The 19,049-nt window shown below is 35.1% G+C and carries 19 protein-coding genes and 1 pseudogene; 2 read left to right on the top strand and 18 right to left on the bottom strand.

Translation table 11 applies throughout. The features are described from left to right. Nucleotides 1-63: 63 nt before the first annotated feature. On the top strand, nt 64-897 hold the full coding sequence (locus AP75_RS04555) for a helix-turn-helix domain-containing protein (RefSeq protein ID WP_031502864.1): 834 nt from the start codon (nt 64-66) through the stop codon (nt 895-897). Nucleotides 898-961: 64 nt separating this feature from the next. Continuing rightward, complete coding sequence (locus AP75_RS04550; protein WP_031502862.1) at nt 962-1,525, top strand: DUF417 family protein; 564 nt, start codon at nt 962-964, stop codon at nt 1,523-1,525. Between the two features lie 94 nt (nt 1,526-1,619). Here AP75_RS04550 and AP75_RS04545 read toward each other — a convergent pair whose 3' ends face one another. From AP75_RS04545 to udk, 18 genes and pseudogenes are all read right to left on the bottom strand, one after another. Then, the gene (locus AP75_RS04545; RefSeq protein ID WP_185116473.1) at nt 1,620-2,726 is read right to left on the bottom strand and encodes a pseudouridine synthase; all 1,107 of its coding nucleotides are present in this window, start codon (nt 2,724-2,726) and stop codon (nt 1,620-1,622) included. A 122-nt stretch (nt 2,727-2,848) separates the two neighbouring features. Further along, a complete protein-coding gene (locus AP75_RS04540; protein WP_088263706.1) occupies nt 2,849-3,739 on the bottom strand; it encodes a UbiA family prenyltransferase in 891 nt (296 codons plus the stop codon). Between the two features lie 48 nt (nt 3,740-3,787). Beyond that, nucleotides 3,788-4,714: a mevalonate kinase family protein gene (locus AP75_RS04535; protein ID WP_031502859.1), complete on the bottom strand. Its 927-nt coding sequence runs from the start codon at nt 4,712-4,714 to the stop codon at nt 3,788-3,790. A 104-nt stretch (nt 4,715-4,818) separates the two neighbouring features. Next, on the bottom strand, nt 4,819-6,303 hold the full coding sequence (locus AP75_RS04530) for an MFS transporter (protein WP_088263705.1): 1,485 nt from the start codon (nt 6,301-6,303) through the stop codon (nt 4,819-4,821). A gap of 100 nt (nt 6,304-6,403) precedes the next feature. Then, a complete protein-coding gene (locus AP75_RS04525; protein WP_031504331.1) occupies nt 6,404-7,582 on the bottom strand; it encodes an acetyl-CoA C-acyltransferase in 1,179 nt (392 codons plus the stop codon). Between the two features lie 91 nt (nt 7,583-7,673). Beyond that, entirely contained in the window at nt 7,674-8,996 is a 1,323-nt protein-coding gene (locus AP75_RS04520) for a nucleoside permease (protein ID WP_088263704.1), read from the bottom strand. A 17-nt stretch (nt 8,997-9,013) separates the two neighbouring features. Continuing rightward, a pseudogene (locus AP75_RS04515) lies at nt 9,014-9,606 on the bottom strand (bifunctional nuclease family protein). Between the two features lie 77 nt (nt 9,607-9,683). Then, a complete protein-coding gene (locus AP75_RS04510; protein ID WP_031504327.1) occupies nt 9,684-10,430 on the bottom strand; it encodes a sensor histidine kinase in 747 nt (248 codons plus the stop codon). Then, nucleotides 10,411-11,055, bottom strand: coding sequence for a 7TM diverse intracellular signaling domain-containing protein (locus AP75_RS04505; protein WP_084186144.1), 645 nt, complete (start codon nt 11,053-11,055; stop codon nt 10,411-10,413). Before AP75_RS04505 ends, AP75_RS04510 begins: the two co-directional genes overlap by 20 nt. A 157-nt stretch (nt 11,056-11,212) precedes the next feature. Beyond that, nucleotides 11,213-12,160 carry an electron transfer flavoprotein subunit alpha/FixB family protein gene (locus tag AP75_RS04500; RefSeq protein WP_088263703.1) on the bottom strand — a complete coding sequence of 316 codons (948 nt, stop codon included), beginning with the start codon at nt 12,158-12,160 and terminating at the stop codon, nt 11,213-11,215. 30 nt (nt 12,161-12,190) lie between these two features. After that, the gene (locus tag AP75_RS04495; protein WP_088263702.1) at nt 12,191-12,937 is read right to left on the bottom strand and encodes an electron transfer flavoprotein subunit beta/FixA family protein; all 747 of its coding nucleotides are present in this window, start codon (nt 12,935-12,937) and stop codon (nt 12,191-12,193) included. A gap of 150 nt (nt 12,938-13,087) precedes the next feature. Then, nucleotides 13,088-13,792, bottom strand: a complete 705-nt coding sequence (locus AP75_RS04490; protein WP_088263701.1) for an SDR family oxidoreductase — start codon at nt 13,790-13,792, stop codon at nt 13,088-13,090. A 19-nt stretch (nt 13,793-13,811) separates the two neighbouring features. Beyond that, on the bottom strand, nt 13,812-15,194 hold the full coding sequence (locus AP75_RS04485) for a dipeptidase (RefSeq protein WP_031504324.1): 1,383 nt from the start codon (nt 15,192-15,194) through the stop codon (nt 13,812-13,814). 100 nt (nt 15,195-15,294) lie between these two features. Further along, nucleotides 15,295-15,561: a hypothetical protein gene (locus AP75_RS04480; RefSeq protein ID WP_088263700.1), complete on the bottom strand. Its 267-nt coding sequence runs from the start codon at nt 15,559-15,561 to the stop codon at nt 15,295-15,297. Between the two features lie 146 nt (nt 15,562-15,707). Further along, the gene (locus tag AP75_RS04475; RefSeq protein WP_088263727.1) at nt 15,708-16,856 is read right to left on the bottom strand and encodes a class I SAM-dependent methyltransferase; all 1,149 of its coding nucleotides are present in this window, start codon (nt 16,854-16,856) and stop codon (nt 15,708-15,710) included. 7 nt (nt 16,857-16,863) lie between these two features. Continuing rightward, nucleotides 16,864-18,030, bottom strand: a complete 1,167-nt coding sequence (locus tag AP75_RS04470) for a methylmalonyl-CoA mutase family protein (protein ID WP_088263699.1) — start codon at nt 18,028-18,030, stop codon at nt 16,864-16,866. Nucleotides 18,031-18,033: 3 nt separating this feature from the next. Then, nucleotides 18,034-18,387, bottom strand: coding sequence for an FtsB family cell division protein (locus AP75_RS04465; protein WP_031504323.1), 354 nt, complete (start codon nt 18,385-18,387; stop codon nt 18,034-18,036). Nucleotides 18,388-18,421: 34 nt separating this feature from the next. Continuing rightward, on the bottom strand, nt 18,422-19,039 hold the full coding sequence (udk, locus tag AP75_RS04460; protein WP_031504321.1) for a uridine kinase: 618 nt from the start codon (nt 19,037-19,039) through the stop codon (nt 18,422-18,424). Between the last annotated feature and the right edge of the window lie 10 nt (nt 19,040-19,049).

Genomic DNA, 19,049 nt, shown 5'->3' with positions numbered 1-19,049 from the left:
CGTTCGTTTTATAATTTTTTTTTCAAGGAAATCATAATCTTTTAAAAAATGTAAATTTGTAACATGCAAGATGAGAAATTTTCTGTTCAAAAATATACCAACAAGGATTTTGAAACCGGCAAAAGCGACTCTTTATATCATGTTTTCCTGTTCGAAGGCGAAGGAAAAATTTCTATTGATTTTGTAGAGTACGATTTTCAGGGTAAAACTGCGCTTTTCACTTCACCTTATCAAAACATTCAAATTTTCGGGAAAAATACCTTTGAGATACAATTATTGAGTTTTCATGGTGATTTTTATTGCATCGAATTTCACAAAAAGGAAGTTGCCTGCAATGGTTTGCTTTTCAATAATATTTATCTTTTTCCACATTTTTCTTTAAATGAAAATACGTTTAATGAAATTTCTGAATATTTTCTAAAAATCAATGAAATCAATCCTTCAGAAGAATTTTCGCAAGCTGTTTTGCGTTCCTATCTTCAATTGATTTTGGCAATCAGTAGCAAAGTGAAAAGTCGTTTTATTCAGGAAAGAGATTTGATAGAGAACGATTTCAAAGATTTAAAACATTTCCAAAACTTGGTGGAACAACATTTTTTGAAAGAGAAAAGCCCGTCATTTTACGCAAATCTGCTTCACATTTCTCCTAATACTTTGAGCAAAAAAATCAAAGCTGAATTCAATAAAACTCCATCGCAAATCATTCAGGAAAGGGTGATTTTAGAAGTGAAAAAACAAATCCATCTCACCCGAAAATCGATGAAAGAAATCGCATCGGAACTCAATTTCGAAGATGAATTTTATTTCAGCAAATATTTTAAAAAACACACCGGAATTTCCCCAACCCAATTTCGTGAAGAAGCAGGAATTTCTATAGTGGCAGATTTGTACAAATAAACTCCCGAAATATCCATTTTATTGCCCATTTTTCTGACTTAAATTTGCAAGAAATCAAAGTTTTATGTTAGAATTTTTAGCAAACTCACAGAGAAATTTTATTCATTTTATCAGAATCGGAATTTTTGTCGTAATGGCTTGGATTGGTGGTTTGAAAGCTTTTCAATACGAAGCTGACGGAATTATTCCTTTCGTTGCAAACTCTCCTTTTATGAGCTTTTTATTGAACAAAAGCGCAGACGATGCCGATAATTACAAACTCCACAAAAACAAAGAAGGAGAAGTGATTCTGGAAAATATCAAATGGCACCAAGCGAACGGAACTTACTCATTTTCCTATGGTTTAGGAACAGTTATTTGCCTCATTGGAATCGCTGTTTTGTTGGGAATTTGGTTTCCGAAAATCGGACTTTTGGGTGGGATTCTTACCTTCGGAATGTCGATCGTTACCTTAAGTTTTCTCATTACAACCCCAGAAACTTGGGTTCCGAATTTAGGAGGGCCAGATCACGGTTTTCCTTATTTGTCGGCTGCCGGAAGATTGGTGATTAAAGATATTATTATGTTGGGTGGCGGTTTGGTTATCGCATCAGACTCAGCCAAACAAATTCTGGAACTGAAAAAATAGTAATTTTTACTATTTGTATTTTTAATATATTTTTTAAAAAAAAACTTCCCAAAGTGATTCACCTTGGGAAGTTTTTATTTTATAATGTAGATTTCTACATCATTTTAAGGTTGTTCACCTCCAAATCAGAAAGAATTCTCCAATGTCCACGTTTGATATTTTTCTTGGTCAAACCTGCAAACATTACTCTATCGAGCGCTTCTACTTCATAGCCCAATCTTTGGAAAATCCTGCGTACTACTCTATTCCAACCGATGTGGATTTCGATTCCCACTTCGTTTCTTGGTTTTCCTTCGATGTAGGATATGCTGTCCACTTCGGCAACACCTTCTTCTAAACGAATTCCTTCTGCAATTGCGTTCAGATCGGCTCTGTCGAGTTTTCTGTCTAAAGTAACATGATATATTTTTTTCATGTTGAAAGATGGATGCGTCAATTTTTTGGTCATATGACCATCATTCGTAAGTAAAATTACTCCTGTAGTCGATCGATCCAACCTTCCTACTGGGAAAAGGCGATACGGAGAAGCATTTGCTACCAAATCCAACACCGTTTTTCTCGCTTTTTCGTCTTTCGTTGTTGAAATATATCCTTTTGGTTTGTTTAAAAGTACATAAACCGGTTTTTCAGGGGTAATTCCTTGCCCGTCGAAAATTACTTTATCGGTTTTCTGAACCTGATATCCCATTTCGGTAACTACTTTTCCGTTTACCTGAACTAAACCTTGAGTGATCAATTCGTCTGCTTCTCGGCGTGAACATATTCCGGAATTGGCGATATATTTATTTAAGCGAATACTTTCTTTTGGTGTTTCTTTGGCCAGTTTATCGAATCGACGTTTCTGTACAAAAGATCTTGTTTTTTCGTTCTCCCCAAGTGGCCTTTCGTAATTTTTGAAAAGTTTGGTAGGACGAGCTTTTTGGTCACCTTTGGAAAATTTAGCGTCTTTATCGAAAGATTTTCCGATTCTTTTTCCTGCTGGTTTTCTGGAAACCGGTCTGTCGAAAGTTTTTTCATAAGATTTCGCTTCCGCCTGCGACATTAATCTTGGCTCTCTGGTTTTCGCAGGTTTCTTTTCTTCGGAATTTTCAGATTTTGGAGCGCGTGCACGGGAAGCAGCAGGTCTGGAACTTCCGGAATTGGAAATCTTTGAAATTCTTGGTTTTTTTGGTTTGTCGTTGCTGTTTCTGTCTCGGCTCATTATCTGAAAAATTTTTTGCAAAGATAAAACTAATTCGTTGATATATCGACAATTCTTTTGAAACCTGAAAATTTTGCGCTTAAATATTCATTAAAAAAGATGAAAATCTTGATTTTTATATCTTAAAATCTCTTAATAATTCCATCAAAAAGCATTGCAATAATTCCAATGAAAACCCATATTCTTAATATATTCAAAACAATAAAATTGGATTTTTTTATTGAATTTAAAAGTAAATATATACAAAGAATAATCACCAATAATCCGCTAACAAAATAGAGATTGAGAATATTATGAATGCCGGTTTTGTTCACCAAAATCATGGATACTAAATAGAGAAGAATTAAAAGTGTTATGATAATGGCTTTGGAGATTCTGTTCCCAAAAACGTTGGGAATGGTTTGGTAGCCGAAGATTTTATCGGCATTTTTGGTGAGCAAATCTTTGGTAAGATCGATGATCAGCAAAATTAAAAATATAAAAATAGCCATCAGAAAAACCTTCACCGAAAATGTGTGGTAATAAACCATCATCCCGAAAAATGGGTAAAGTGTTAAACTGACAAAGATTAAATTATTAATAATCAATATTTTACTAAGTTTATGACTATAAAACCACATAAAAAATTGATAAATTAGAAAGAAAATAAAAACCCGCGTTGAAATGAAATATGCGATTCCCAAAGAAAGTATGTTGAGCGTAAGATATGCGTAAAGAAAGTATTTCTGCTTCAGGAAATTTTGAATTCGGGTGCGAAAGGGTTTGGTCAATTGATCTTTTTCCCGATCGTAAAATTGGTTGATAATTCCGCCGGCGAAAATGCTTAAAACCGTACAAAAAATAATCCCGTGAACTTTGAAATCGAAAACGAAATTTCTTAAACTTTCTTCTTGATTAAAAAGGAAAAACGTAGAAACATATAGCGCAAATGTAAGCAACAAACCTACAAAAACCCGTGCTCCCAAAAGGAAACCGATTAACTGTGAAATTCTATAAAGGATTGGATTTTTCATTAATTAAGCGGAACAAGATCAAACAATGTATTTTTTCCGGCTTAATGATTAGAATCTGTAAATTACCTCTTTGTGGAAACCTTTGAGCATTTTTTCTGCTTTTGCATAATCTTTTGTGAAGCCTAAAATATAACCTCCGCCTCCACTACCACATAGTTTCATGTAGTAAGCGTTCGTATCAAGACCTTTTTTCCAAGCGTTGTAAATGCTTTCCGGAATCATTGGTTTGAAATGTTCGTATGCCCAAATTGAAAGATTTTTGAGGTTTCTGAACAGCGGATTCATATCTTTTTTCAAAAAAGCATCAATACAGGCATTGTTGTATCGGATAAACTCTTCCTTCATTGTTTTGCGGAAACCTTCAGTTTTCATTTTTTCGAAAAAAATCTGTACCATAGGTCCGGTTTCGCCCGTCATTCCAGAGTCTATCAAAAAAATGGCACCTTTGCCTGCTTCACTTTCTGGGATTGATACTCGGTCCACATTCTCTTTATTTTCAATGAGAATCGGCAGATTCATATAGCAAATCAAAGGGTCAATTCCTGAGCTTTTGCCGTGAAAATAACTTTCTAATTGCCCAAAGACTTTTTTCAAATCTTTCAGTTCATCTTTTGTGATATTTTCTGGTGTATATTTTTTGATGGAATATTTTTCAAAAATTGCTGCGACCAAGGCTCCGGAACTTCCAACCCCATATCCTTGCGGAATATTAGAGTCGAAGAAAAGTCCATTTTGAATATCTTTATGGAAATCCTGAATATTAAGTTTGAAAGGATCAGGTAAGTCTAAATTTTTTAAATAATCTGAATATTTTTTTAAGGAAAGATTTGATTTTTTTTCAAAATCATTTTTTAGTTCAGAAAATTTCAGTGTGCCTTTATAATAACTGTATGGCAAGGTAAGCCCCTGCGAATCTTCAATAATTCCATATTCTCCGAAGAGAAGTATTTTAGCGTAAAATAAAGGATTGCTCATAGTTTAATTTAAACCGTTGATTTTCAATTGCAAAATTACTAAATATTTAACAAATATTTATATTTTAGTTTTAACAAAATTTAAGCCAAATTTTTAAAAATTTATCAATTTTTCTCGGTTACTATTTTTACCTTCAGAAATCTAATTAAAACCAATCCAGCAAAGAAAAATATTGACATGGATAATGCTGCAAATCTCATGTTGCTGTATTTCTCGATCATTGTGGCAAATATAAAAGTACCGAGGATAATCGCTAATTTTTCTAATACATCATAAAAGCTGAAATAAGTAGTATTGTCCATGGAATCTTCAGGCAAAAGTTTTGAGTAAGTAGAGCGCGACATCGCTTGCAAACCACCCATTACTAACCCGATGATGCTTGCGATTCCGTAGAATTGATATTCCACATTCGGATTTTCTTTGTTTAAATAATAAGCGGATAAACACGCCACAATCCACAGGATAATCGCGACAGAAATCACATTTTTGTTGCCGATAATTCTCGATAATCTGGAAAAGATAATGGCACCGATAATGGCTTCAATTTGAATCAACAAGAGCGTGAAAATCAATTTATCTTGCGCAAGGTTGATCTCGCTTTTTCCGAAAAGAGTGGCCATTAAGAAAATAGTTTGCATCCCAACGCTATAAAAGAAAAAACTCGAAAGGAAAAATTTCAAATTACGGTCTGCGAAAAGTGTTCTTCCGACCTTGAAAAGTTCATGAAAACTTTCTATAACAATATCCCAATAAAAATTGATATTATCTTTCAAAACTTCCCAAAAACCACCCTGTTCCTCGTGTTTTTTGAAAATGTTTTTGTAATTAAGCAACACCAAATCTTTGGGTAATTGATCTTTAACATTACCAAATTGCGGCAAATGTTTAAAAGTATACTGTGAAAAACCAAACCACCAAGCTCCGGTTAAAAGAAAGGAGATTCGGGTATAAAGTTTAGCTTCCTCGGGATTTTTTGCGAAAACCTGTATTAAAACCAAACAAATCACTACTAAAACTACCGAACCAATGTAACCATAAACATAACCTCTCGCGGAAAGTGCATCTTGCTTGTCGCGTGTTGCAATATCGGGAAGAAATGAGTTGTAAAACACCAAACTTCCCCAAAATCCTACACTTGCAGTGATACTGAATAAAAGCCCTAGAAAAACATTTTGCATACCTGTGAACATCGCCAATCCCATACAGGAAGTGGCTCCAAGATAACAGAAAAACTGCAAAAACGATTTTTTATTTCCAATGGTATCTGCCAATGACGATAAAATTGGAGAAAGTAAAACTACAATCAAAAATGAAATCGTAAGTGAATATCCATAAATAGCATCCGGTTGGTACTGTTTTCCAAAAATAGTGATCATGTGCCGCACAGGAACTTTAATCCATTTTCCGGTTTCTTCTACAAACTCACTTTTTTCGGTAGCTGTGGTAAGAATCGAATAGTAAATAGGAAAAATAGTAGAGGTAATTACCAATGAATACACCGAATTTGCCCAATCATAGTAAGCCCATGCTTTCATGATTTTCGGATTGTTCTTGATATTTGGAGTCTGTGAATGATCGTTTTCAGGCATTGGTAAATTAATTAATAGAACAAAAATAAAAAAACCATTAAGAATCTGATGAAAAAATTCATTAATAATTCTTAATGGTTTTATTTAAAGAAACATCGGTTTATACGTTCTCGATGACGATTGCGCTTGCGCCTCCTCCACCGTTGCAAATTGCAGCAGCTCCGTATTTTCCTCCATTTTGTTTAAGAATATTGATTAAACTCACAATAATTCTTGATCCGGAACTTCCAAGCGGATGACCTAATGCTACTGCACCACCATTTACATTCACTTTACTGGCATCTAATCCTAAAATTTTATTATTTGCCAAACCTACCACAGAAAACGCTTCATTGAATTCGAAAAAATCGATATCAGAAATTTGTAATCCCGCTTTTTCCAGAGCGATAGGCAAGGCTTTGGAAGGTGCGGTAGTAAACCACTCAGGCTCGTGAGCAGCATCTGCGTAAGAAACAATTTTTGCTAAAGGTTTCAAGCCCAATTCTTCCATTTTTTCTTTCGACATTAATACCAAAGCAGAAGCGCCATCATTTAAAGTTGAAGCATTTGCAGCAGTTACGGTTCCATTTTCTTTCTGGAATACCGTTGGTAAAGTCGAAATTCTATCAAAATTTACAGATTTGTATTCTTCGTCTTCAGCGAAAATTATTGGATCGCCTTTTCTTTGAGGAATTTCTACAGGAACGATTTCTTCTTTAAATTTCCCTTCGCTCCATGCTTTTGCGGAGCGTTTGTAAGATTCGATGGCGAAATTATCCTGATCTTCTCGTGAAATTTCGTATTTCGCTGCACATTTTTCGGCGCAAACTCCCATGTGAACCTTGTTGTAAACATCAATAAGTCCGTCAACAAGCATTCCGTCCAGCATTTTCACGTCGCCTAATTTAGTAGCATTTCGTGCATTATAATAATGCGGAACCGAAGACATATTTTCCATTCCACCGGCAACAATGATGTTTTGATCACCCGCTTTAATGGATTGTGCAGCCATCATCACAGCTTTCATTCCAGATGCACAAACTTTGTTGATAGTTGTTGATGGTGTTTCATTTGACAAACCTGCGCCCAAAGCAGCCTGTCGAGCCGGAGCTTGTCCTTCGCCTGCTTGTAGAACATTTCCCATATAAACTTCTTGTACCAATTTCGGATTAAGATTGATTTTGTCTAATGCACCTTTGATGGCTACAGATCCTAATTTCGGTGCCGGAACAGTGGAAAGACTTCCCAAAAAACTTCCCATTGGAGTCCGTACTGCCGACACGATGAATACTTCTTTCATATTTTGAATTATAAGTTTATTAATACGGCAAAATACAAAAAAAAACACACTTCCGAAAAAGTGCGTTTTGATTTTATTTTAAAGGGATTGGTTAATGTTTGAGCTCCGCCACAACTGCCGGATTATGCTTGTGCTTAAACAAAATTGCAAAAGCGATTGCAATGATCAGTGCGTAAATGGCGAAAACGAGCCATATCTCATGCCACATCTTTCCACCATCCGGATTGGTGAAGAAGGTAGAAATGAGCCAACCACTTACCGAGCTGCCTAAAATGGCTCCGAAACCATTGGTCATCATCATGAATAAACCTTGTGCTGATGAACGAATTTTGCTATCAGTGGTACTTTCTACGAATAATGATCCTGAAATATTAAAGAAATCGAAAGCCATTCCATAAATAATATTCGAAAGAATAATAAGGATAAGCCCGAAACCTTCCGGTGCTCCCAAAGAAAAGAAACCGAAGCGCAAGACCCAAGCTCCCATACTGATAAGCATCACTTTTTTAATTCCAAATTTATAAAGGAAGAAAGGTATTGCCAAAATGAAAAGCGTTTTTGAAATTTGAGAAATGGAAATGATCATTGTAGAATATTGCACTACCGCTGAATTTTTGTAAGCTTCTACTGCGCCAAAATCTTTTAGAAATGTATCACCGTACATGTTGGTTAACTGTAATGCAGCTCCCAAAAACATCGAAAATACAAAGAACAACGCCATTTTTTTCTGTCCAAATAACTTGAAAGCGTCTAATCCTAATTTTTCAGACCATGTAGCATCATGAGCGATGAGTTTTGGAGGTGGACATTTCGGCAAGAACATTGCAAAAATTCCTAAGAAAATTGCAACGAAACCGGCAATATAAAATTGATTTGCATTAAGCGAATTCGAGAAAATTCCTGCTAACATTTCGCCCATTTTAATACCTGTTTGGGAGAATGATTGCTCATCACTGAAAATATTGGTGCACCACATGGCTACGATAAATCCGATGGTTCCCCAAACTCTAATTGGAGGGAAAACTTTTACGACATCGTAATGGCTATCCTTCAGTAATTTGTACGAAATAGAGTTAGATAGCGATAAAGTAGGCATGTAAAAACACATTCCTACTAATAAAATCCAGAAAAAGGAAGTTGGATCGTCGGTTTTTGCTAATAGGAAGAGCGTAATTCCGTAGAGAATATGAAGCATTCCGTAGAGTTTCTCGGCATTGATCCATTTATCAGCGATAATTCCCATCAAAGCGGGCATGAATACAGATGCAATCCCCAATGTTGAAAATAAAGCTCCAAATTCGGCACCGCTCCATTGTTTATAAGAAAAACCATAAGTTCCGAGTGTGGTAAGCCACGCGCCCCAAACAAAAAACTGCAGAAAACTGATTATGGTAAGTCGTAATTTTAAATTCATGATTGATAATTCCTAGTTTATTCTATTTTTTTATCTCTTCTCTTAATTTCCTCTTGTATTTCCAAGGCAGCATCGAAATCTTCATCTCTCACTGCATCGTCCAAAATTTTTAGTAACTCCTCCATAGAAAGCAGATGTAAACTACCAGTTTGAGGATCATCAAAATCTTCTTCAGTTGTTACGGGAAGTTCCAATTCCAATAGGATTCCGGCTTCCGACAATACTTCTTTCGTAGTAAATATGGGAGCATCAAAACGTACTGCCATCGCTACTGCATCGGAAGTTCTTGCATCTAAAATTAAATCTTGGCCAGTAGAATTTTCTTTAAAATTGATATGTGAAAAAAATACTCCATCGACGATTTGATAAATAATCACCGATTCGATTTTATAATTGGTAGAAATCACAAATTTTGCGAATAAATCGTGGTTAGAGGCCGTGGTGGGTTTAAATCTTTCTCTAAACCTAAAGAAATTGATTGTGCTTCGAAATTTCCTATTACGATTGGTAATTTTACGTTGGTTTCTTCATCTTCTAGCAGAAGTGCGTACGCTCCGGATTGCGATTGGCTGTATGAAATTCCACGTATGATTAGTCTTTTGTAATCCATGGCTACAAATATAATTGATTTTTTAGATTCAGAATTTATAATTCTTAATATTTCTTAAAAAAAGCATTAAAGATCATCTACAAATCAACTATTTTGTCCAAAGAAATGTCAACGATAAACCAGCTTCCTTTCTCTATTTCAATCTTTTTAAAATCGGCATTCAAAAAACGAATTCGCGAATCGATGTTGTTTAAACCAATTCCTTTACTGATTTGTTTTGGTTGAAAGCCAATTCCGTTGTCTCGAACAGAAATTTTCAGCTCAGGATGATGGTAGTTGATTTCTATAAAAGCTTCTTTCGCTCCGGAATGTTTGATGATATTATTGATGAGCTCCTGGATTATCCGATAAATATGCGTTTCAATTACTTTATTAAATTGAATTTTTTCGCCAGTGAAAAGAAATTTGAACCGGATTCCATAAAACTTTTCTCCTTTTAAAAAGAGGTTTTCAATGGTTTTTACCAATCCAAACTGGGTAATCGAAGAAGGAGAAAGATTGTGAGAAAGTTCCCGAATTTGTAAACAAGAATTGTCGATAATTTCAGTAATTTCTTTAATAATCGACGAGTTTTTCGGTTTCATCTCTTCAGAATTCAGTGCTAAAAGATTAAATTTTATAGCTGTTAAATCACCTGCTACTCCATCATGCAACTCTTCGGCGATTCTTTTTCTTTCTTTTTCCTCGCCTTCCAAAACTCCATTTAATTTGCTTATTTGCTGTTGATGTCGATGTTTGGTAACTTGCATTAAAATTCGGTTTTTATCGTCATTAATCAATTTCACCTTGTAAGCCAAACCTAAACTAAAAAAAAAGTGTTTCAATGATGATTCCGATATAGAAATACTTGATTGGATTTTCCATATTCAAAGAAGAAATCCGACTTCCGCTGAACGCCATTAAAGCAAAAAAAACAAATGCACAAACGCCAACCAAAAAGAAATTTTTATGTTTTCCGGAATGTTGAATTGCATGGTAAAAAGTGATCACAAAAATGCTGAGCATTATGGGTAAATATAGAAATGTGAACAATTTCATGTACAAATGCGGAGTTTTGAAATAATATGCAATGATTGCCCAACCGAAAAATAAACCACCGAGATACCTCACGATTCTCATGATTCTGTTGAAATATTTTCTAATATGTTTATCGAGGTCCAGAAAGTGTAGCGCAAATCTGCAGTAGTAATTATAAAAAACAATTTGCAGAAAAAGACATGCGATGTAAGTGAAAATTTCCGCGTTATTTTGAGTAAGAAATCGAGCGATAAAATGCTCAAAAGCATAGTAAAAATAATCGTTTCTGCTTAACAGATATGTTAATAGAAAAACAATATAAAGCGCATAATATTTAAAGCTTCCTTCTCTAATGTAAATGAAAATTACTCCACTTATAATAAGAAAAAGTACCTGAAAAGAAATCGCCATATTCCATACAAACACATCCATTTTGGTATTTTAGCAGGATATTTAAGTAAAATTACTGTTTTTCGTTATGAAACAGAATTTTATCATGAAATATTTAACAATTTAAAGAATATTATTTTTGCAAACAAAAAAAACGCCGGAAAATTCCGACGTTTCGTGTATTTTTTAAGGAAAAAAATTATCCTTTCAAAGCTTTGATTTTCTGAGTTAATTCCGGGATAATCTGGAATGCATCACCTACAACTCCATAATCTGCTGATTTGAAGAAAGGAGCTTCAGGATCACTATTGATTACCACAATGGTTTTTGAAGAATTTACTCCCGCCAAATGCTGAATCGCGCCGGAAATCCCAATTGCGATATACAAATTAGGAGAAATTGCTTTTCCGGTTTGTCCAACGTGCTCGGAGTGAGGTCTCCAACCGATATCGGAAACTGGTTTAGAACAAGCAGTTGCTGCTCCTAATACGTTTGCCAAATCCTCAACCATTCCCCAGTTTTCTGGAGCCTTCATTCCACGACCTGCGGAAACTACGATTTCTGCTTCTTTTAAGTCTAATTTACCGGAACTTTGTTCATGAGAAATCACTTTGGTATCCTCATTCGCAACGGAAAGATCTTTTACTTCTTCAGTTCCTGCAACTGGATTTTCTTTAACACCGAAAGCGTTTTGAGAAACGGTAACGATAACACCCTGTGCATCAGCTTTCGCGTGCATAAACCCTTTTCCGGAAAAAGCTCTTCTTTTCACTTGGAACGGGGAAATACTTTCTGGTGCTTCCAAAACATTGGTAATTAATGAAAAATCTTTCATCACCGCCAACATTGGAGCTACAGAAGACGCATCAGTGGTGTGAGGAAATACGATGATATTGCCGTTTGCAACTTCTTTTACTGCTTGTGCGTAAGCTTTCGCGCTGAAGTTTTTCAATCCTTCGTCTTTCACATTGATTACATTATTTGCACCATATTTATACAAAAGATCTGAAGAATCTGTAGGATTAATGGTAATTGCGCTCACGGTTTCGCCCAATTGATCGGCAATTGCTTTAGCGTAAGAAACCGCTTCGAAAGCTGCCTTCTTGTAAATTCCGTTTATATTTTCTGCGTATACGAATACTGCCATTTTTTGAAATTTTAAATGTTGAATTTTAAATTAAATTACTTTTGCTTCCTCATGAAGTAATCTTACCAACTCATCAAGCTGATCTGCTGCAACCATTTTCACTGCAGCTCTTGCAGGTACTGAATCGTAGGAAACTCCTTCAACGCGAACTTCAGTAGAGGTAGGCTCTTGCACCTGTAATGGTTTTGTTCTGGCAGACATAATTCCTCTCATATTCGGAATAATTAAATCTTTTTCATCAACCATTCCTTTTTGACCAGCAATTACAGCAGGAAGTTTAACAGAAATTGTTTCTTTTCCACCTTCGATTTCTCGAACTGCTGTAGCTTCGGAACCGTTTACATCAAGTCCTACACAAGCATTTACAAAAGGCCGATTAAGCAATTGAGCTACCATTCCGGGAACAGCACCACCGTTGTAATCGATAGATTCTTTTCCACAAAGTACTAAATCGTAACCACCGTTTTGAGCGAAATTGGCGATTTCTTTTGCAACAGAAAAACTATCTTTAGGATCGGTATTTACACGAACTGCATCATTAGCACCAATTGCCAAAGCTTTTCTGATTACAGCCTCAGTACCTGCATCACCAACGTTGATTACCGTTACCGTTGCACCTTGAGTTTCTTGTAACTTAACGGCTTTAGTTAATGCAAATTCATCCAAAGGGTTGATAACCCACTGAATTCCGTTTTTGTCGAAAGCAGATTTATCTGCTGTGAAATTAATTTTGGAAGTAGTATCCGGAACACTACTGATACAAACTAATATTTTCATGTGTTAAATAATTTAAAATTTTTTAAAAAATACACCTCAATAATTTATTGATTACGGAGCTGTAATTTGTTTTTTCAGTTTTGCTAAGTTAAATAATAATATATTATGCATGCATAGTATTTTTTGAAAATTAATATTTCATACATAATTTTAACTGTTTGGTTTAGACGGCCTAATCTCGATTTTACTAGGTAAAGTACGTGGATTCATTTTGAAAAGATCGATGATTAACTCGCCGATATCTTCCGGTTGAATTTTCCACGCGTCTTTTTCCGAAGGTTCATTATCATTAAAATTAGAAGAAACCGAACCCGGCAAAATTGTGGAAACTTTAATATTGTACTTCCTTAAATCAATCATCGCAGCTTGGGTGAAACCTACAACTCCGAATTTCGAAGCATTGTAACCTGCTCCGTTTTCGAAGAAATTGGTTCCGGCCAAACTTGCAATACTGATGAAATATCCTTCTGTTTTCTTCAATTCTTCTACAGATGCTTTCAAACTATGAAATACACCGGTAAGATTGGTATCTATCATATTGTTCCAATCTTCAGTATCGAGTTGATCTACTGGTTTGAAAATCCCTAAACCAGCATTGGCAATTACATAATCTAACCGACCGAATTTTTTAATAATTTCCGAAACTGCATTTTTTTCATCTTCAAAAATTTTAACATCTGAAGCAATTCCTAAAACCATCGATTGATCTTTTGATAAATGGTTTGCTGCTGCTTCCGCATCTTCTTGTTTTCTACCGGAAATTGCTACTATAATTCCATTCTGCAGTAATACTTGTGCGATTCCAAAACCAATTCCTTTGGTTCCGCCTGTGATATATGCTACTTTATCTTTCATTTTTTAATAATTTGTTGTGCTATGCTTTAGCGTAATTTTCAAAGAAAAGCGGAATACTTTCGATTCCTTTATAGAAATTAAATAATCCGTAATGTTCATTCGGTGAGTGAATTGCATCCGAATCTAACCCGAATCCCATTAATACAGATTTCGCTCCCAAAACTTGCTCAAACATCGCTGTAATTGGGATACTTCCGCCACTTCTGTATGGTAAAACTTCTTTTCCAAAAGCTGTTTCCATTGCTTTTTTGGCCGCCAAAAACTCTTTCGTATCGCTTGGTAAAACATAAGGCATTCCACCGTGGTGAGGCGTTACTTTCACTTTTACATTTTTAGGAGCAATTTTCTCGAAATACTTCGTGAATTTTTCGGTAATCTCTTCTGGAGTTTGATAAGGAACCAAACGCATCGAAATTTTAGCGAAAGCTTTCGAAGGGATCACTGTTTTCGCACCTTCACCGATGTATCCGCCCCAAATTCCATTGCAATCTAAAGTCGGTCGAATCGAGGTTCTTTCCAATGTCGTGTATCCTTTTTCACCTTCAACATCAATTAAACCGATCGATTTTTTGAAACCTTCCGGATCATCTTTCAACTTGTTCATTTCTGCTCTTTCAGCATCAGAAACGTTATCGACATTATCATAAAATCCGTCAATTGTGATGTGACCGTCTTCATCGATCAATTTGGCAATCATTCTCGAAAGAGCGTGAATAGGATTTGGAACTGCGCCGCCGTAAAGTCCGGAATGCAAATCTCTGTTCGGACCTTCCACTTCTACTTCTACGTAGCTCAAACCTCTAAGACCGGTAGTTACCGTTGGTTGTTCCTTTGAGTAGATGTGAGTATCTGAGATCAAAATAACGTCGCAAGAAAGTTTTTCTTTGTTGTCATTCACGAAATCTTCTAGACTTTTCGATCCAACTTCTTCCTCGCCTTCTAAAATAAATTTCACATTACAAGGCAAAGAATTGGTTTTCATCATCGCTTCAAATGCTTTTAAATGCATAAAAAACTGTCCTTTATCGTCAGCAGAACCTCTTGCGAAAATGGCGCCATCTGGGTGAAGCTCCGTTTTCTCAATATACGGTTCGAAAGGTGGTTTTCTCCAAAGTTCCAACGGATCTGGTGGTTGCACATCATAATGTCCGTAAACCAAAACGGTCGGCAAATTTTTATCTAGAATTTTCTCCCCAAAAACGATAGGATAACCCTTGGTTTCGCAAATTTCAACTTGATCAGCTCCTGCGGATTTCAAAAATCCGGCAATGGTATCTGCACATTTCAAAACTTCATCTTTATACGCAGGATCGGCTGAAATAGAAGCAATTTTTAGTAGTTCAAACAATTCATCTACAAATCTCTGTTTGTTTTCCTGAATGTAATTTAATGTTTCTTGCATTTTATCTTTATTATTAATTATGAAAAATCGAATCTTGTAAAAATAAAAAAAATGCCTCGCAGGAGCAAGACATTTTATCTGTTTATAATAAAATTAAGAATTATTTGCTGTGATTTTCTGCAGTTTCTACTTTCGCTGAATCGGTTTTTACAGAAGTTGCGTGAGCATCTGTAATTTTTGCAGAATCTTTTGATACTTCTTCGGTATGATGAGTCGCAGCCGGCATTCCGTCTCCATGAATCTCATCGTCGCTGTATCTTTCTGTGTTTTCGTCTAATTTCAGAACTCCTTTATTGCCACCTGCTTGTATTTTTTTACAGCTAATCACCAAACTTGCAAGCGCTACACCTAAAATAATTTTTTTCATAAGTAATCTCTATTGTTTTTATAGGTTATATGAAATTGCTGAATTTTCACCACTTTTCGCATTGATCATTGGCGATTTCATATGTTTTTTTTGATTGTCCAAAAGTAAGAAATATTACGATTTGTCACAAAAAAATTAAATCTTTTCTAAACAGATTTCAAAATAATTTTCCCTTTTTGGCTTTGCGTGAAAATCAAATAGGAATTTCCACCATCCGAAATCTTATATTTTTTCTTGATTTCTTCAGGCGAAAGCGGATGATTTTTTGAAATTATATTGAATTTTTCTCCTTTTTTAATGGCTTTAGCTTCAATTTTTTCAACTTCCAAAATTCTTCCCGGAAAGGCATTCAAACGTTCATCCGAAGTATAAAAATGAGAATTCGGATGCAGTTTTTTTATGCTAAATTTTTCGGAAACCAAATTGAAAGCCCCCGATTTCAAAACCGCATTGTTCGGAATATAAAGAAATTTCAAAGGTTCAGAAAAAGCAGAAATTGAGCTTTTTTCTTCATTTAATTTATAAAAAAATTCAGGTTCGTCACTTTCTAAATTGATGGTAGAAACTTCAATTTCATCTGACTTTGAAGAAGAATTGATAAAAACCAAAAGTTCCTTAACCTCATTTTTCACCGCAATAATTTGAATTTTCGAAACAGATTTTAAAACAGAAACCAAGTAAGAAATATCAATCAAAGGAGAAAGTTTCACGATGAGTTCATCGGATATTTCGCTCAGTTTTTCTTGAATTTCCAAAAGATTGGGCGATAAATCTTCAAGAAGAAATTTTTTGTTCTTTTCGTGGTCTCTTCTTGCCGGATCAAGGTAAATCAGATCGAATTTTTCGGTGTTTTCAGTTAAAAATATTTCTAATTTTTCATTAATAAAATTCGCTTTTCTGCCCAAAACCATCCAATTATGTTTCACGATTTCAATAAGTTGCGAATTCTGTTCGATAAGGATAACTTTTTCAAAATTTTCCGACAGAAAATAAGCGTCAATTCCGAAACCGCAAGTGAGATCGAGGAAGTTTTTTCCTTGCAAATTTTTAGCTTTAAATTCAGCTGTAGATTGCGATGACGCTTGCTCCAAGTTGAGATTCGGAGGAAATACAATTCCTTCTTTCAACAGAAACCGAAATTTTCGTTGAGCTACTTTTTTTCCTTTGATCTGTTGGATGATTTCCAGCATTGACGCCTCTGGAAAAGGCGATTTTTTCAATAACAAAGAATGCAAATCGGTGGTTAGATTTGCATTGATGAATTGTTGTATTTCTGGTTTTAAAATATTTTTCAAAAGGCAATTATTCGTACATTTCACTTAATCGGACTGGTACAATTTTCGACGGATTATAAAGTTCTTCGACGGATTTCGTTTTCTCCAATTTAGGATAGAAATTCACGCCGATTAATTTTATTTTTCCCTCTTCCAACCATTGCTGTTCTTTGACCGCATTTTCATAAATTTTTTGCTGAATCCAACCTGTTTTCACCAATTCGGAATAACCACCATTTTCTTCCATTTCAAGGAATAATTTCCAGGATTTTTCGGCGAATTGTTGCGTAATGTTTTCGATGTAATAACTTCCGTTTCCGGCGTCATCAAAAACATTGATAATGCTTTCGTAAGCCAAAACAATTTGTTGTTTGAATGAAATTTCCTCGGAAAGTTCATCTCCGGTTCCCACCTTGAAATCGTTCGTAAAAACCGCATCAGCACCACCAATCATTGCAGATGAAAGTTCTAATGAAGCTCTAATAATATTATTTTCAGAATCATTTTGGGATTTGTTCCTCAACGAAGTTTCCGCAAAAATAAATGGAATTTCATTTAAGTTAAACTCTTTTGACAATTGATTGAAAAGCAATTTAAACGCTCTCAATTTTGCAATTTCAAAGAAATAAGTAGAACCAACTGCAAATTTAAAAACGATATTTTTAAGAATTTCCGCACCGAAAATTTCCGCTAAATCTTTAGCTTTCGCCAATGCAATTGCCAATTGCTGTACAATAGTTGCTCCGGAATTTTGATGAAGTGAAACATCGATTGCAATATTTCGGTCGAAACTTTTAGCTAAAAGTTCTTTACCCAATTGCACATTGATTTCACCGTTTTGGTCTTCCGAAAAAAGATCAATCAAACTGAAATAACGATTGGTTTCATCAACCGAAATATGTTCCGCAAAATCAATATTATTAATGAAAATAGCCTTTTCTTCAAGATTTTCAACATTTTGATTCAAAAGAAAAGCAAAAACATTCTCCTCCAAACTTTCGTGATATCGAGCAACCAAGTGCGTCGATTCCTCCACTTTCGGAAGATTTCGCAAAGGCTTGGAAACGGAATCGTAGTAAGGTTTTACATCAATTCCTTCCAGATTTTCTTTAGAAAGAATTTCATAGATATCTTCGGTTTTCAGTTGTTTCTTAACTAAATTTTCCCAATCTTGAATGGAGTTTTTTGCGAACATATCTTAAGGATTTTTTTTCAAATTGGCGCTGTCAACTACAAGGATGAAGATTTCTTCGTTGGGCTTTTTCATGAAATAATTTTCTCTGGCAAATTTTTCTTTTTCAGATTTATTATTCATAAGTTTCTTGTAGAACTCGTCATTTTTCTGATATTCGGTTTTGTAATATTCGAGCTGTTTTTCGTATTTATTGACTTCTCCGTTGAGTTCGTTAACGACCAAAAATGAAGTGTTATCGAAGAAAATCATCCAAACCAAAAACAAAAATACCGTGATAAAATACTTATTCAGAACATATTTCTGAATAAATTTTAACGCCGGAGATTTTGGTTTTATTTCTTTAATCAGCTCTTTCATTTCCTTTAAAATTTAAAAAATAAAGATACAGAAATTAATGTGATTTTTTCAAGGTATTATTGATCACCGTTGACAGAAAATCAATCGCCACGGTATTTTGCTTCATGTTGGGAACGATCAGATCTGCTTCATTTTTTGATGGCTCAATAAATTCCTGGTGCATGGGTTTCAAAGTGGTTTGGTAACGGTGCAGAACTTCCTGCAAATCGCGACCTCTTTCCTGCGTATCTCTTCGGATTCTTCGTATTAATCTTTCATCTGAATCCGCATGAACAAAGACTTTTAAATCATATTCTTTCAATAATTCAGAATTGGACAGTACCAAAATCCCTTCCACAATCAGTACGTTTTTAGGTTCTACCAGAACATGATCGCCGGTTCGGGAATGGGTAACAAATGAGTAGATTGGCTGTTCGATGTTTTCTCCATTTTTCAGCGCTTTTACATGTTTTAGCAAGAGATCAAAATCGATGGATTTTGGGTGGTCGTAATTGAGAACTTCCCTTTCAGCAAGGGTTAACTGCTGATTATCGTGGTAATAATTATCTTGTGAGAGTACATTAACTCCTTCAGTGTTCAGTTGCTGTAGAATTTTGTTTACCACAGTAGTTTTTCCAGAGCCTGTGCCGCCTGCAATTCCGATAACGAGCATAAATAAAAGT

This window comes from Kaistella haifensis DSM 19056, from assembly GCF_000735695.2.
GTDB lineage: Bacteria > Bacteroidota > Bacteroidia > Flavobacteriales > Weeksellaceae > Kaistella > Kaistella haifensis.
This window is presented reverse-complemented; position numbering and strand designations above follow the sequence as displayed.

Coding starts and splice junctions, on each gene's coding strand:
- AP75_RS04505 (WP_084186144.1), bottom strand. CDS start 11,055: ATGGATGTGTTTGTATGGAATATGGCGATTTCTTTTCAGGTACTTTTT.
- AP75_RS04530 (WP_088263705.1), bottom strand. CDS start 6,303: ATGCCTGAAAACGATCATTCACAGACTCCAAATATCAAGAACAATCCG.
- AP75_RS04490 (WP_088263701.1), bottom strand. CDS start 13,792: ATGAAAGATAAAGTAGCATATATCACAGGCGGAACCAAAGGAATTGGT.
- AP75_RS04465 (WP_031504323.1), bottom strand. CDS start 18,387: ATGAAAGAGCTGATTAAAGAAATAAAACCAAAATCTCCGGCGTTAAAA.
- AP75_RS04470 (WP_088263699.1), bottom strand. CDS start 18,030: ATGTTCGCAAAAAACTCCATTCAAGATTGGGAAAATTTAGTTAAGAAA.
- udk (WP_031504321.1), bottom strand. CDS start 19,039: ATGCTCGTTATCGGAATTGCAGGCGGCACAGGCTCTGGAAAAACTACT.
- AP75_RS04495 (WP_088263702.1), bottom strand. CDS start 12,937: ATGAAAATATTAGTTTGTATCAGTAGTGTTCCGGATACTACTTCCAAA.
- AP75_RS04500 (WP_088263703.1), bottom strand. CDS start 12,160: ATGGCAGTATTCGTATACGCAGAAAATATAAACGGAATTTACAAGAAG.
- AP75_RS04525 (WP_031504331.1), bottom strand. CDS start 7,582: ATGAAAGAAGTATTCATCGTGTCGGCAGTACGGACTCCAATGGGAAGT.
- AP75_RS04535 (WP_031502859.1), bottom strand. CDS start 4,714: ATGAGCAATCCTTTATTTTACGCTAAAATACTTCTCTTCGGAGAATAT.
- AP75_RS04555 (WP_031502864.1), top strand. CDS start 64: ATGCAAGATGAGAAATTTTCTGTTCAAAAATATACCAACAAGGATTTT.
- AP75_RS04550 (WP_031502862.1), top strand. CDS start 962: ATGTTAGAATTTTTAGCAAACTCACAGAGAAATTTTATTCATTTTATC.
- AP75_RS04485 (WP_031504324.1), bottom strand. CDS start 15,194: ATGCAAGAAACATTAAATTACATTCAGGAAAACAAACAGAGATTTGTA.
- AP75_RS04480 (WP_088263700.1), bottom strand. CDS start 15,561: ATGAAAAAAATTATTTTAGGTGTAGCGCTTGCAAGTTTGGTGATTAGC.
- AP75_RS04540 (WP_088263706.1), bottom strand. CDS start 3,739: ATGAAAAATCCAATCCTTTATAGAATTTCACAGTTAATCGGTTTCCTT.
- AP75_RS04545 (WP_185116473.1), bottom strand. CDS start 2,726: ATGAGCCGAGACAGAAACAGCAACGACAAACCAAAAAAACCAAGAATT.
- AP75_RS04520 (WP_088263704.1), bottom strand. CDS start 8,996: ATGAATTTAAAATTACGACTTACCATAATCAGTTTTCTGCAGTTTTTT.